This is a genomic window from Cupriavidus gilardii (assembly GCF_008801915.1).
GTDB lineage: Bacteria > Pseudomonadota > Gammaproteobacteria > Burkholderiales > Burkholderiaceae > Cupriavidus > Cupriavidus gilardii.
In genome coordinates, this window is sequence record NZ_VZOV01000002.1 from 251,306 (window position 1) to 264,967 (window position 13,662).

Below are 13,662 nucleotides of genomic sequence, written 5' to 3' on the forward strand. Positions count from 1 at the left end.
TCAACCCGCCCATCCAGCGGGCATCAATCGGCCTTGACCGGCTCGATCGCCATCTCCTTGAGCTTGAGCTCGACCGCCTTGCCCTTGCGCGCGCGCTTGCCGACATAGGGCAGCAGATTGGCGCCGGCCAGCTTCTGCGACGACGCCTTGCCGCCGCGGCCCAGCCCGGACACCATCAGTCCGGGCGCGCCCACCGCGGCGACCTGCTGCAGCGTTTCCTTCGGCTCGAGCTCCATCAGGATCACGCCGCGTCCGCCGCCGGACAGCACCTTGATCTCGTCGAGCGCGATCAGCAGCAGGCGGCCGTTGCCCGACAGGCAGGCGACGTGCGTGGCCTCATCGCCGATCGGCGCGGGCGCCAGCGGCGCGTCGCCGTCGTCCAGCGTCAGGAACGACTTGCCGCCCTTCTGCCGGCTGATCATGTCGCCGACCTTGCTCTGGAAGCCGTTGCCGCCGCGCGTGGCGATCAGCATGCGCTGCTCCGCCGTACCGGCGAAGGTATGCGCGATCTGCGTGCCCGCCTGCAGCTCGACCAGCGTGGTCAGCGGCACGCCGTCGCCGCGCCCGCCGGGCAGGCCGGCGACCGGCACCGAATAGACGCGGCCATTGGTGCCAAAAGCCAGCAGCACGTCGATCGTGCGGCATTCGAAGGTGCGGTACAGCGCGTCGCCAGCCTTGAAGGCGAACTGCTGTGGATCGTGCCCATGGCCCTGGCGCGTGCGCACCCAGCCCTTCTGCGACACCACCACGGTCACCGGTTCGTCGATCACGCGCACCTCGGCGGCGGCGCGGCGCTCTTCCTGGATCAGCGTGCGGCGCGGGTCCTTGTCGGCCGGGCTGTACTGCCTGGCGTCGGCCTCGATCTCCTTGACGATGCGACGGCGCATCATGGTCTCGGACTTGAGCAGCACGTCGAGGTCGGCCTGTTCTTCGCGCAGGTCCTTCAGCTCCTGCTCGATGCGGATCGACTCCAGCCGGGCCAACTGGCGCAGCCGGATTTCGAGGATGTCCTCGGCCTGGCGCTCGGACAGGCCGAACGCCTGCATCAGCGCGGGCTTGGGCTCGTCGCCTTCGCGGATGATGCGGATCACCTCGTCGATGTTGAGCAGCACCAGCATCCGGCCTTCGAGGATATGGATGCGGTCCTCGACCTTGGCCAGCCGATGGCGGCTGCGGCGAGTCACCGTCTCGAAGCGGAAGGCGATCCATTCGCGCAGGATCTCGGCGAGCCCCTTCTGCCGCGGACGGCCGTCGGTGCCGATCATCACTAGGTTGATCGGCGCGCCGGTCTCGAGGCTGGTATGCGCGAGCAGCGTCTGCGCGAATTCCTGCTGATCGATGTTCTTGCTCTTCGGCTCGAACACCAGCCGCACCGGCGCATCCTTGCCGGACTCGTCGCGCACCGCGTCGAGCACGCCGAGCATGGTCTGCTTCAGCTGCAGCTGCTCGGGCGTCAGCGACTTCTTGCCGGCGCGCACCTTCGGATTGGTCAGTTCCTCGATTTCCTCGAGCACCTTCTGCGCCGAGGTGCCGGGCGGCAGCTCGTTGACCACCAGCTGCCACTGGCCGCGCGCCATGTCCTCGATGACCCAGCGCGCGCGCACCTTCAGGCTGCCGCGGCCGCTCTCGTAGATCTGCGCGATGTCGGCCGGCGACGAGATGATCTGGCCGCCGCCGGGATAGTCCGGGCCCGGCATCAGCGCCAGCAGCTCTGCCAGCGTGATGTTCGGATTGCGGATCATCGCGACCGTGGCCGCGGCGACCTCGCGCAGATTGTGCGGCGGGATTTCGGTGGCCATGCCGACCGCGATGCCCGACGCGCCGTTGAGCAGCACGAACGGCAGCCGCGCCGGCAGCAGCCTGGGCTCTTCCATCGAGCCGTCGTAGTTCGGCGCGAAGTCGACCGTGCCCTGGTCGATCTCGTCGAGCAGCAGCCGCGCGATCGGCGTCAGCCGCGCCTCGGTGTAGCGCATCGCCGCCGCGCCATCGCCGTCGCGCGAGCCGAAGTTGCCCTGGCCGTCGATCAGCGGATAGCGCAGCGAGAAGTCCTGCGCCAGCCGCACCAGCGCGTCGTAGGCCGACTGGTCGCCGTGCGGGTGGAATTTGCCCAGCACGTCGCCGACCACGCGCGCCGACTTGACCGGCTTGGCGTCGGCGCGCAGGCCCATCTCGTGCATCGCGAACAGGATGCGGCGCTGCACCGGCTTCTGGCCGTCGGCCACCTCCGGCAGCGCGCGGCCCTTGACCACGCTGATCGCGTAGTCCAGATAGGCGCGTTCGGCGTAATGGGCGAGCGTCAGCGAATCGGCCGGCTCGTCGGGTTGAAACGTAATGTCTTGTTGTTCCATGGATGCTCAATACCTGCCGTCAGCGGCGATCAGATGTCGGCCACGACTTCGTTGCCGCGTTCCTCGAGCCAGTTGCGCCGCTGCGCGGCCTCGCCCTTGCCCATCAGCATGTTCATCACGCCGACCGTCTTCGGCAGGTCGTACTCGCCGAGCGCCACCGGCAGCAGCCGGCGCGTATCGGGGTTCATCGTGGTCTCCCACAGCTGCTCGGCGCTCATCTCGCCCAGGCCCTTGAAGCGCGAGATCTGCCACGCGCCTTCCTTGACGCCGTCCTTGATCAGCTTGTCCTGGATCGCCTCGAGCTCGCCGTCATCGAGCGCGTACAGCTTCTGCGCGGGCTTCTTGCCGCGCGCCGGCGCGTCGACGCGATACAGCGGCGGACGCGCGACATAGACGTTGCCCTGCTCGATCAGCTTGGGGAAATGGCGGAAGAACAGCGTCAGCAGCAGCACCTGGATGTGCGCGCCGTCGACGTCGGCGTCCGACAGGATGCAGATCTTGCCGTAGCGCAGGTTCGACAGGTCCGGCTCGTCGTCCGGGCCGTGCGGGTCCACGCCGATCGCCACCGCGATGTCGTGCACCTCGTTGTTGGCGAACAGGCGGTCGCGCTCCGTCTCCCAGGTGTTCAGCACCTTGCCGCGCAGCGGCAGGATCGCCTGGAACTCCTTGTCGCGGCCCATCTTGGCCGAGCCGCCCGCCGAGTCGCCCTCGACCAGGAACAGCTCGTTGCGCGACACGTCGGTCGATTCGCAGTCGGTCAGCTTGCCGGGCAGCACGGCCACGCCGGAGCCCTTCTTCTTCTCGACCTTCTGCGCGGCGCGCGTGCGCGCCTGGGCCTGGCGAATCACCAGCTCGGCGAGCTTCTTGCCATAGTCGACATGGTGGTTCAGCCACAGCTCCAGCGCCGGGCGGCTGAAGGTCGAGACCAGCCGCACCGCGTCGCGGCTGTTCAGCCGTTCCTTGATCTGGCCCTGGAACTGCGGGTCCAGCACCTTGGCCGACAGCACGAACGAGGCGCGCGCGAACACGTCCTCGGACATCAGCTTGACGCCCTTGGGCAGCAACGCGTGCATCTCGATAAAGCTCTTGACCGCCTGGAACAGTCCCTCGCGCAGGCCGGACTCGTGCGTGCCGCCGGCCGGCGTCGGAATCAGGTTCACATAGGACTCGCGCACCGGCGCGCCTTCCTCGGTCCAGGCCACCACCCACGACGCGCCCTCGCCCTCCGCGAAGCCTTCCTCGCCGGCATTGGCGTCCGGATCGGCGAAATGCTCGCCCTCGAACATCGGGATCACCAGCTCGGCGCCGCTGCCTTGCGCCAGCGCCTCGATCAGATAGCCCTTCAGGCCCTGGTCGTACTGCCAGGTCTGCACGGTCGGCTCCTGGCCGCCGCTCTTCTCGACGACCAGCGTGACCTTGACCCCGGGCAGCAGTACCGCCTTGCTGCGCAGCAGGCGCTGCAGCTCGGCCAGCGGAATCGTCGCCGAATCGAAGTACCTGGCGTCGGGCCAGACCTGCACGCGGGTGCCGTTCTTCTTCTCGCCGCGCTCGATCTTGCGCGTGGTCAGCGGCGTGGTCACGTCCCCGCCGGAGAAGGTCAGCGTCGAAAAATTGCCGTCGCGCCAGACCGAGACATCCAGCCGCGTAGACAGCGCGTTGGTCACCGACACGCCGACGCCGTGCAGGCCGCCGGAGAACGCATAGGCGCCGCCCTTGCCCTTGTCGAACTTGCCGCCCGCGTGCAGCCGCGTGAAGACGATCTCGACGACCGGCACCTTTTCCTCGGGATGGATGCCGACCGGAATGCCGCGGCCGTCGTCCTCGACGCTGACGCTGCCATCGCGATGCAGCGTGACGACGATCTCGCTGCCGAAGCCGCCCAGCGCCTCGTCGGAGGCGTTGTCGATGACCTCCTGCACGATGTGCAGCGGGTTATCGGTGCGGGTGTACATGCCGGGTCGTTGCTTGACCGGCTCCAGTCCTTTCAGGACGCGGATGGAGGATTCGCTGTACTGACTGGGTTTGCTCGCCATGGAGTCGTTACGAAAGTGGGAATCGCGGCCGCCGGACATCCGCATCGGGAGGGCCGGCCAGGCCGGGCAGCCTGCATTGTAATGGAACGCCGGGGCCGCCAATCCCGCAATTGCCGCGAGATTGGCACCGGTCCAGGCCCCGTTCAGCGTGCCGTCCAGCGGCGGCGGACGGTCCGGCTGCTGCCCGTGCCGGTCCTTGCCGGTGCGTCCCGCGGGCCACCCGGCCCGCATAAAACCCTGGCCGCCCGGGTGAATTCGGCGGCGGCCGACGCGCCTTTTCGATGCGGAGTACACTCGCCAGCACGATTGCCCGGCAGGGCAAGACGACGGCAACGAACAAGACAACAACGACAACGGCAACACCCTCCGAACCGAGCCACACATGCCAAGAAAAGAACTCTCCCTGACCACCGTGCTGATCTGCGGCGGCCTGCTCGTCACGCTGTCGATGGGCATCCGCCACGGCTTCGGCCTGTTCAACCTGCCGATCACCCAGGCGCACGGCTGGAGCCGCGAAACCTTCGCCTTCGCGCTGGCGCTGCAGAACCTGATGTGGGGCGCGGCGCAGCCCTTCGCCGGCGCGCTGGCCGACAAGTTCGGCGCGCTCAAGGTGATGCTGGTCGGCGTGGCGCTGTACGTGGCGGGGCTGGTGGTGATGGCGATGGCCAGCAGCGGCACCGCGTTCGCTTCGGGCGCCGGCATCATGATCGGCATCGCGCAGGCGGGCACGACCTACAGCGTGGTCTATGGCGTGATCGGCCGCGTCGCCAGTCCCGAGAAACGGGTCTGGGCCATGGGCATCGCCGCCGCGGCCGGCTCCTTCGGCCAGTTCCTGATGATCCCGGTCGAACAGAGCCTGATTTCGGGCGTGGGCTGGCAGAACGCGCTGTTCGTGCTGGCGGTGATGGCCTGCATGATGCTGCCGCTGGCGATCGCCTTGCGCGAACCGGACCAGGGCGCCGTGGCGCACGGCCATCGCCAGACCATCGGCCAGGCGGTCAAGGAGGCGTTCGGCAACCGCAACTTCCAGCTGCTGACGCTGGGCTACTTCGTCTGCGGCTTCCAGGTCGTCTTCATCGGCGTGCACCTGGCGCCGTACCTGAAGGACCGCGGCTTCACCGATCCCAAGGTCGCCACCGTGGCGCTGGCGCTGATCGGGCTGTTCAATGTGTTCGGAACCTATACTGCCGGCGCGCTGGGCCAGCGCATGCCCAAGCGCTACCTGCTGTCGTTCATCTACCTGAGCCGCTCGATCGTGATCGCCGCCTATCTGCTGCTGCCGCTGTCGGCGTTCAGCACCTGGGTGTTCGCCGCGGTCATGGGCGCGCTGTGGCTGTCGACCGTGCCGCTGACCAACGGCATCATCGCGCAGGTGTTCGGCGTGCAGTATCTGTCGATGCTGTCGGGCGTGGTGTTCTTCTCGCACCAGATCGGCAGCTTCCTCGGCGCGTGGCTGGGCGGCTATCTGTACGACCGCACCGGCGCCTACGACATCGTCTGGGGCATCGCGATCGCGCTCGGCGTGGTGGCGGCGCTGGTCAATCTGCCGATCCGCGAGCAGGCGCTGGTGCGCCCGCAGGCGGCGGCCGCCTGACCATGACGACGCGCGTGCTGCGGATCATGGGCGCCGCCACGCTGGCGGCGGCGCTGGTGCTCGGCTTTATCGGTTATCTGCAGCCGGCGTTCATGGTCGATCTGACCAATATGGTGCTGGCGTGGTGCGGGTGAGAAATTTGGGCGCCCAATGCCGTCTCCCCCGCCCCTCTCCCGCTCGCGGGAGAGGGGAGAAAACCGGGGGGCTCGATGAGCCGACGCGGCCTCTCCCGCCTTGGGAGAGGGAGAAACCGGCGGCATTCGATGAACCAGCACTCCCCCGATGAACCGACACTCCCCTCTCCCGCTTGCGGGAGAGGGGCCGGGGGAGAGGGCAGCCTGCCGAAAGCGCCCGCGCCCTAGCCTTCGCCGCGGCGCTTGGCCTCCAGCAGTTCCCAGCGCTCCAGCGCTTCCAGCAGCTCCATCTCGATCTCGTCGAAACGCGCCGCCAACTGCGCGGCGCGCGGCGGATCGCTGGCATACAGCGAGCCGTCCTCGAGCTGCCCGCCGATGGTCTTCTGCTCGGCCTCCAGCGCGGCGATGCGCTCCGGCAGCGCGTCGAGTTCGCGCTGTTCCTTGTACGACAGCTTGACGGTCCGATTGGCGCCGCGGGCATCTCGCCCGGCGGCCTTGGCCGCCTCCTCCGCGGCGGCGGGCTTGCCGGCCTCGGTGCCCTTGCGCTCCGTTCCCTTCTGGCCCTGCGCGGCCGCGCTGCGCTCCGACTGCTGGACCCAGTCCGAATAGCCGCCGACATATTCGCGCCAGCGGCCCTCGCCTTCCCAGGCGATCGTCGAGGTCACCACGTTGTCGAGGAAGGCGCGGTCGTGCGACACCAGGAACACGGTGCCGCCGTAGTCCTGCAGCAGTTCCTCCAGCAGTTCCAGCGTCTCGATATCGAGGTCGTTGGTCGGCTCGTCGAGCACCAGCACATTGGCCGGCCTTGCAAACAGGCGCGCCAGCAGCAGCCGGTTGCGCTCGCCACCCGACAGCGACTTGACCGGCGAACGCGCGCGCTCGGGCGCGAACAGGAAATCGCCCAGATAGCTCATCACGTGCTTGCGCTGGCCGTTGACCTCGACCCAGTCGCTGCCGGGGCTGATGGTGTCGGCCAGCGACGTCTCCAGATCCAGCTGCGTACGCATCTGGTCGAAGTACGCCACCTGCAGGTTGCTGCCGTTTTTGACCACGCCGGCGTCGGGCGCCAGTTCGCCGAGGATCAGCCGCAGCAGCGTGGTCTTGCCCGCGCCGTTCGGCCCGATCAGGCCGACCTTGTCGCCACGCATGATGGTCGCGGTGAAGTCGCGAACCACGGTGCGCTCGCCGAAGGACTTGGTCACGTCGATCAGTTCGGCGACGATCTTGCCCGAGCGCTCGGCCTGCGAGACCTCGAGCTTCACATTGCCCTGCACCTCGCGCCGCGCCGCCCGTTCGGCACGCATCGTCACCAGCCGCTGGATGCGGGCGACGCTGCGCGTACGGCGGGCCTCGACGCCCTTGCGGATCCACACCTCCTCCTGCGCCAGCAGCTTGTCGAACTTGGCCTGCTCGACCTGCTCGGCCGCCAGCATCTCGGCCTTGCGCGTCTGGTAGGCGGCGAAATTACCCGGGAAGGACACCAGCTTGCCGCGGTCGAGCTCGACGATCCGCGTGGCGACGCGATCGAGGAACGCACGATCGTGGGTAATCAGCAGCACGCTGCCGCGAAAGCCCAGCAGCAGGTCCTCGAGCCAGCGGATCGCTTCGACATCGAGGTGGTTGGTGGGCTCGTCCAGCAGCAGGATGTCGGGCTCGGCCACCAGCGCCTGCGCGAGCGCCACGCGCTTGCGCGTGCCGCCCGACAGCGCGTCGACGCGCGCCAACGGATCGAGGCCCAGCCGCGCCAGCGTCGTCTCGACACGCGTGCGCAGCTGCCAGGCATCGGCTGCGTCGAGCTCCGACTGCAGCCGATGCAGTTCGGCCAACGTGGCCTCGTCGTGGTGCTCGGCCAGCCGGTTGGCGGCATGTTCGTAGGCGACCAGCAGATCGTGGGCGGCGCCCATCCCTTGCGCGACGGCATCGAACACCGTCAGCTGCGCCGCGAACTCGGGTTCCTGCGGCACATAGGCGGTGGTGATGCCCTGCTGACGCGCGATCAGCCCGTCATCCGGCGCGGCCTGTCCGGCCACGATCTTCAGCAGCGAGGACTTGCCCGAGCCGTTGCGGCCGATCAGGCCGACCCGTTCGCCGGCCTCCAGCGAAAAGTCGGCGTGGTCGAGCAGCGCCACGTGGCCAAAGGCCAGCTGGGCATCGGAAATGGAGAACAGGGCCATGACAGCGAAGGAAGGAGGCGCGAAATGAAGTGTCGCGAAATGAAGGAGCGCGAGCGCCGAGGCGGGTACGAGGGGCGCGGCATCGGCGTTGCTTGAGTGCGGCGAGCGCGCCGCGGCGCGCGTACGCCCGGATCGGCGGCAAGCCGGCATTGTAGAGCATGGTGGGCGCGGTGGCGGAACGGGCTGGCCGGCCGCCAGCGACCGCGGGCGAGCTGCGGGCGCGCTGCTGGCGAACAGCTAGCGCGGCGCCGCCGGCACGCGCAGCAGCGCCTGGGCCCCGCCCTGCGGCCGGTTGCCCAGCGTCAGCTCGCCCCGGTGCAGCAGCGCCACCTCGCGCGCGAAACACAGGCCCAGCCCGGTGCCCTTGTCGCGGCCGCCGGGCCGGGGCAGCGAATAGAAACGCTCGAACACCCGCGGCAGCGCGTAGTCGGGGATGCCCGGGCCGCTGTCGGCGACCGTCACGGCAAACGCCTCCCCGTGGCGGTCTTCCTCTCGGCGCAAGCCCAGCGCGACGGTGCTTCCGGCCGGGGCGAAGTCGACCGCGTTGTCGATCAGGTTGACCAGCGCCTGCCGCAGCAGGAACGGATCGCCCAGCACTTCGGCAGGCGCGGCATCGGTCTCGACACACGGCGACAGCATCACGCCGCGCTGGCGCGCCCGCGGCTCCAGCTCGGTCGCCAGCTGCGTCAACAGCGGCGCCAGCGCGACCGGGCGCGGCGCCTCCAGCCGCTGGCGCTGCTCGACCTCGGCCAGCGCCAGCAGCTTGGCGACCATTTCGGCCAGCCGCCGCGCCTGGCTGTCGATATTGCCGACGAAGCGGGCGCGGTCCGCTGCGGGCATGTCCTCGCGCAGCAATTCCGCCGCGCCGCGGATCGCCGCCAGCGGGCTCTTCATCTCGTGCGTCAGCGTGTGGATATAGTGCTCGACGTACTGCTTGTCCTCGAGCCGCAGGCGCATGGTCTCCATCGCCCGGCCCAGCTCGGCCAGCTCGCCGGCGCCCGACAGCGGCATCGCGGCGCGTTCGCCGGCCGCCACCGCGCGTGCATAGCGGCGCAGCCGGCGCAGTCCGTTCGCCAGCCACAGCGTGCAGGCCAGACCGATCGCCGCCGCCACGCCCATCAGCAGCAGCCCGTGCAGCAGGATCCGATGCTGGCTGCGTGCGATCACCGGCGCCATCACCGCATTGGGCTTGGCCACGGTCAGCACGCCAAGCAGGCGCTCGCCGTCGCGTATCGGCGCGGCGACATACATCACGGTGCTGCCCTCGTCGTTCGGGTCGCTGCGCGTGCTGCGCGCGCCGTACCTGCCGCGCAGAGTCAGGTAGACGTCGTTCCAGCGCGAATAGTCCTGGCCGACCGCGGCGCCCGCCGTATCGAAGCGCACGATGCCGGCCGTGTCGGTGACATAGACGCGGTAGCCGATTTCGCGCTTGCGCAGGCCCCACAGTTCGGCGTCCAGCGGCGCGTCGCGCAGCGCGGTCAGCTGACGCGCGAAGGCGCCGTTGGCAATGCGGCCCTCGCGCATGTCATCGGCCGCCAGCGCGGCCAGCGCATGCGCGGTATCGATCAGCGTGTCCTCCATCGCCTGGCGCACGCCCGGCTTGACCTCCTGCACGAACACGCGCAGCGTGAGCCAGGCCGCCAACCCGACGATCAGGAAGAAACCCAGGAAGATGCGCAGGCCGATCCGCATGCGTGATGGCTCGCTCAGACCGCCAGCGAATAACCCATGCCGCGATGGGTCCGGATCGGGTCCTCGTCGGCGGCCGCGCGCAGCTTGGCGCGCAGCGTCTTGATATGGGTGTCCACCGTGCGGTCGCTGGTGTCGAGCGCGTCGTCCCAGACGAGGTCCATCAGCTGCGCGCGCGAGTAGATGCGGCCCGGGTGGTCGGCCAGCAGCGCGAGCAGCCGGTATTCGTAGCGGGTCAGGTCCAGCCACTGGCCGCGGTAGGCCAGCCGGGCGCCGTCGCGATCGTGCACGAACGGCGGCGCGGTCTCGTGCGCGGGTGTCGACGGCACGCCGTCGGCCCTGCCGCGCACGCGGCGCAGGATCACGCGCACGCGCGCCGCCAGTTCACGCGGCGAGAACGGCTTGACCACATAGTCGTCTGCACCGATCTCCAGTCCGACCACACGGTCGATCTCCTCGTGGCGCGCGGTCAGGAAAATCACCGGCACATCGGAAAAGGTGCGCAGCGTGCGGCAGACCTCGAAGCCGTTCAGGTCCGGCAGGCCCACGTCGAGGATCACCAGGTCGACCGGCTGCGCGCGCAGCCGCGCGATCGCCTCGCCGCCGAGAGCGCAGTGCTCGACCTGCATGCCCTCGGTGCGCAGTGCATAGAGGATCGTATCGGCAATGGCGGACTCGTCGTCGACGACGAGGATCGACGGGGCATGCGTGGCGTTGGCTTGCATTGAGGACGTGCGGGCGGCGGCAAATGTAGCGCGGGAAACGGGTCCGTCATTCTAGTCGAGCGCGCCCAGCACGGCCCCGCCCTGCCGCTGCCGCCGTCGATGGAAATAGAGCCGCTGCGCGGCCCAGCGCAGCGGCGGAGAGTACAACATCCACTCGAACAGCCGGTCGGACTGGCAGCGGTCGAACAGCCAGCGCAGCACGCGCTTGGCGCGAAAGCGCGGGGTGGCAAGCGGCACGGTGCGCTCGGGCGCCGGTCCACCGTCGCGCAGATGCGCGCCGATTGCCGCGCCGATCGTCTCGCCGTGCTCCCACGCCGAATGGATGCCGCCCGCGGTGACGGGCGACACCACGCCGGCCGCATCGCCCGCCAGCAGCACGCCATCGCGGCCCAGCGGCAGCACCGGTCCGCCGCAGGGAATCAGGCCGGCACGTGTCGATGCCGGCACCGCGTCGTCGGGCACGTCGAGCAGATGCCGCACCCGCGCGAGGAAGCCTTCGATGTCGGGCGTACGCGGACCGCGGCGCCGCCGCCGCAGCGCCAGGCCCATCTGCACGCCGGTGGGCGTCTGCGCGGCCCAGCCGAGATAGCCGGGTGCAAAGCGCTTGCCGACGAAGCAATGCAAGGCCCCGGGCTCGGCCAGGGTCAGGCCGTCGAATTCGTACTCGATGCCGTAGAGGAAGTCACGCGGTCCGGGCAGGCCCAGCCAGGCCGCCACGCGCGACCTGGCGCCGTCGGCGCCGACCAGGTAGCGGGTGCGGCCGATGCCCGGAATGCGCCAGCGGTCGCCGTCGCGCATCGCCTGCACGAAGGGCGTGCCCAGGTGCACCGTCACGCCATGCCGCACCAGCTCGCCGACCAGCCAGCGCATCAGCGCCGGCGTATCGGTGGTCAGGAAGTAGTAGCCGGGCGCGTCCAGCCGCAGGCTGCGCAGCGCCGGCGAATAGAGGCGGACCTGCTCGACGCGGCGGAAGCAGTGCGCCGGCGCGCGGCCCAGCCAGGTGCGCTCGGCCGCTTCCTTGACGACGATGCCGGTGGTATGGAGCTTCGCGCCGGGGTCGCTCTTGCGCTCGAGCACCGCCACGCGCAGGCCGGCACGGGCAGCCGCCAGCGCGCAGGCCGCGCCGGCAAAGCTGGCACCAACGACAATCACGTCATAGTCGGCAGTGCTGGCGGGGAACGGCGAGACGGTGGAGGCGCTACCGGAACGGCTGGCGGAAGCGGGGTTCGGAACGGACACTGCGGGACGGAATGGCATCATGCCGGGCTCCTGTTGCGTCGGTGACAGGCAGCGCAGTGTCGCGGGCGAATGTGAAGGCGACGTGGGGTTGATGTGTAGCGGGCTGCCACGGAACGCAGCGCCGGTGCCGAGCGGCGGCCCATCAAAAAGAACAGCCCGCGACATAGGCGGGCTGAAGAGTCTCTCCTCGGTGCCCTGCTCCCAAGGCACGGCCTCACTGTATCGGGACGGCGGCAGGCGCTCCAGTCGGACAAATCCGTAAGGGAAAACGCCTGTAGGCCGGCGGCGGCCCCCCGGTCCCCGCGACGGCATGCCAGCGCCGCGTCGACGAGGCCGCGCGGTCATGCGAAGATGTCGCCCTCAACGCACTGCGGGCCCGATCGCCAGCGCATCTTCGCATGCCGGCTGCGTGGCCAATCGCCGCAAGTTGCCGATCGCGCGACGCGGCTGTCCACCGCCATATGCGACCGGCCGCACCGACCGAACCGAATCGCCATGCCCTCCGCCACGCTCAAAGTCACCGATCTCTCCATTTCGGCCTTCGTCGCCGGTCTGGTCGCCATGCTGACCGGCTATACCAGTTCGCTGGTGCTGATGATCCAGGCCGGTCAGGCCGCGCATCTGAGCGACGCGCAGATCGCCTCGTGGATCTGGGCGCTGTCGATCGGCATGGGCGTGACCACCATCGGCCTGTCGCTGCTCACGCGCGTGCCGATCGTGATCGCGTGGTCCACGCCGGGCGCGGCACTGCTGATCGCCAGCCTGCCCGGCGTGCCGTACGCCGAGGCGATCGGCGCCTTCCTGCTGGCGGCGCTGCTGATGACGGCCGCCGGCCTGACCGGCTGGTTCGACCGGCTGATGCGCGCGCTGCCGGCCAGCATCGCGGCGGCGCTGCTGGCCGGCATCCTGTTCCGCATCAGCATCGACGTGTTCGTGCAGGCGCAGCACCAGACGCTGCTGTTGTTGCCGATGTTCGCGGTCTATCTGCTGGGCAAGCGCTGGTGGCCGCGCTATGCGGTGCCCGGCGTGCTGGCGATCGGCGTCGCGCTGGCGGGCATGCTCGGACAACTGCATTTCGAACACTTCCATTTCGCGGTGGCGGCGCCGGTATGGACCACGCCGGCGTTCTCGCTGCAGGCCTTCGTCAGCATCGCGATCCCGCTGTTCATCGTCGCGCTGGCATCGCAGAACATCCCGGGCCTGGCCGTGCTGCGGGCCGATGGCTATCACGTCAAGGCGTCGCCGCTGATCACCGTGACGGGCCTGGCCTCCGCGGTGCTGGCTCCGTTCGGTTCGCACGGCATCAATCTCGCCGCGATCACGGCGGCCATCTGCACCGGCAACGAGGCACATCCGGACCCGGCGCGGCGCTACACCGCGGCGGTCGTCTGCGGCATCGGCTACCTGATCGCCGGCACGCTGGCCGCCAGCATCGCGGCGCTGTTCGCCGCCTTCCCGCAGGCGCTGGTGATCGCCGTGGCCGCCTTCGCGCTGCTCGGCTCGATCGCCAGCGGCCTGACCACGGCGATGCAGAATCCCGGCGAGCGCGAGGCCGCGCTGCTGACCTTCATGATCACGGCCTCCGGCATGACGCTGGCCGGCATCGGCTCGGCGTTCTGGGGCGTGGTGGGCGGGATCGTCGCGCTGTGGGTGCTGCGGCCGCGGGAAGGCCGTTGAAGGTCAACGCAGACTTGGGGCTTCGCGGCGCGCCGGAGCATTGAGACAA

Annotated in this window: 9 protein-coding genes; 3 read left to right on the top strand and 6 right to left on the bottom strand. The window is 69.5% G+C overall.

Going from position 1 to position 13,662, the window contains the following annotated elements; genetic code table 11:
- Positions 1-23 precede the first annotated feature (23 nt).
- Together parC and F7Q96_RS04015 are read right to left on the bottom strand one after the other, a co-directional pair.
- Positions 24-2,348: a DNA topoisomerase IV subunit A gene (gene parC, locus F7Q96_RS04010; RefSeq protein WP_053821281.1), complete on the bottom strand. Its 2,325-nt coding sequence runs from the start codon at positions 2,346-2,348 to the stop codon at positions 24-26.
- Between the two features lie 29 nt (positions 2,349-2,377).
- The gene (locus F7Q96_RS04015; RefSeq protein ID WP_053823016.1) at positions 2,378-4,381 is read right to left on the bottom strand and encodes a DNA topoisomerase IV subunit B; all 2,004 of its coding nucleotides are present in this window, start codon (positions 4,379-4,381) and stop codon (positions 2,378-2,380) included.
- A 382-nt stretch (positions 4,382-4,763) separates the two neighbouring features.
- Here F7Q96_RS04015 and F7Q96_RS04020 point away from each other — a divergent pair, with 382 nt between their 5' ends.
- Complete coding sequence (locus F7Q96_RS04020) at positions 4,764-5,975, top strand: MFS transporter (protein WP_053821280.1); 1,212 nt, start codon at positions 4,764-4,766, stop codon at positions 5,973-5,975.
- Between the two features lie 2 nt (positions 5,976-5,977).
- Positions 5,978-6,109 carry a hypothetical protein gene (locus F7Q96_RS27360; protein WP_255567016.1) on the top strand — a complete coding sequence of 44 codons (132 nt, stop codon included), beginning with the start codon at positions 5,978-5,980 and terminating at the stop codon, positions 6,107-6,109.
- Between the two features lie 224 nt (positions 6,110-6,333).
- On the opposite strand, the gene F7Q96_RS04025 is transcribed toward F7Q96_RS27360, so the two are convergent.
- The 4 genes from F7Q96_RS04025 to F7Q96_RS04040 all read right to left on the bottom strand — a co-directional run bounded on the left by F7Q96_RS04025 (position 6,334) and on the right by F7Q96_RS04040 (position 11,957).
- Complete coding sequence (locus F7Q96_RS04025; RefSeq protein ID WP_053821279.1) at positions 6,334-8,283, bottom strand: ATP-binding cassette domain-containing protein; 1,950 nt, start codon at positions 8,281-8,283, stop codon at positions 6,334-6,336.
- Between the two features lie 237 nt (positions 8,284-8,520).
- Positions 8,521-9,975 carry a two-component system sensor histidine kinase CreC gene (creC, locus tag F7Q96_RS04030; protein ID WP_053821278.1) on the bottom strand — a complete coding sequence of 485 codons (1,455 nt, stop codon included), beginning with the start codon at positions 9,973-9,975 and terminating at the stop codon, positions 8,521-8,523.
- Between the two features lie 14 nt (positions 9,976-9,989).
- Positions 9,990-10,697: a two-component system response regulator CreB gene (gene creB, locus F7Q96_RS04035; protein ID WP_053821277.1), complete on the bottom strand. Its 708-nt coding sequence runs from the start codon at positions 10,695-10,697 to the stop codon at positions 9,990-9,992.
- 51 nt (positions 10,698-10,748) lie between these two features.
- Positions 10,749-11,957, bottom strand: coding sequence for an NAD(P)/FAD-dependent oxidoreductase (locus tag F7Q96_RS04040; RefSeq protein ID WP_249041646.1), 1,209 nt, complete (start codon positions 11,955-11,957; stop codon positions 10,749-10,751).
- Between the two features lie 474 nt (positions 11,958-12,431).
- On the opposite strand from F7Q96_RS04040, the gene F7Q96_RS04045 reads away from it, so the two are divergent.
- On the top strand, positions 12,432-13,613 hold the full coding sequence (locus F7Q96_RS04045) for a benzoate/H(+) symporter BenE family transporter (RefSeq protein WP_053821276.1): 1,182 nt from the start codon (positions 12,432-12,434) through the stop codon (positions 13,611-13,613).
- Positions 13,614-13,662 lie beyond the last annotated feature (49 nt).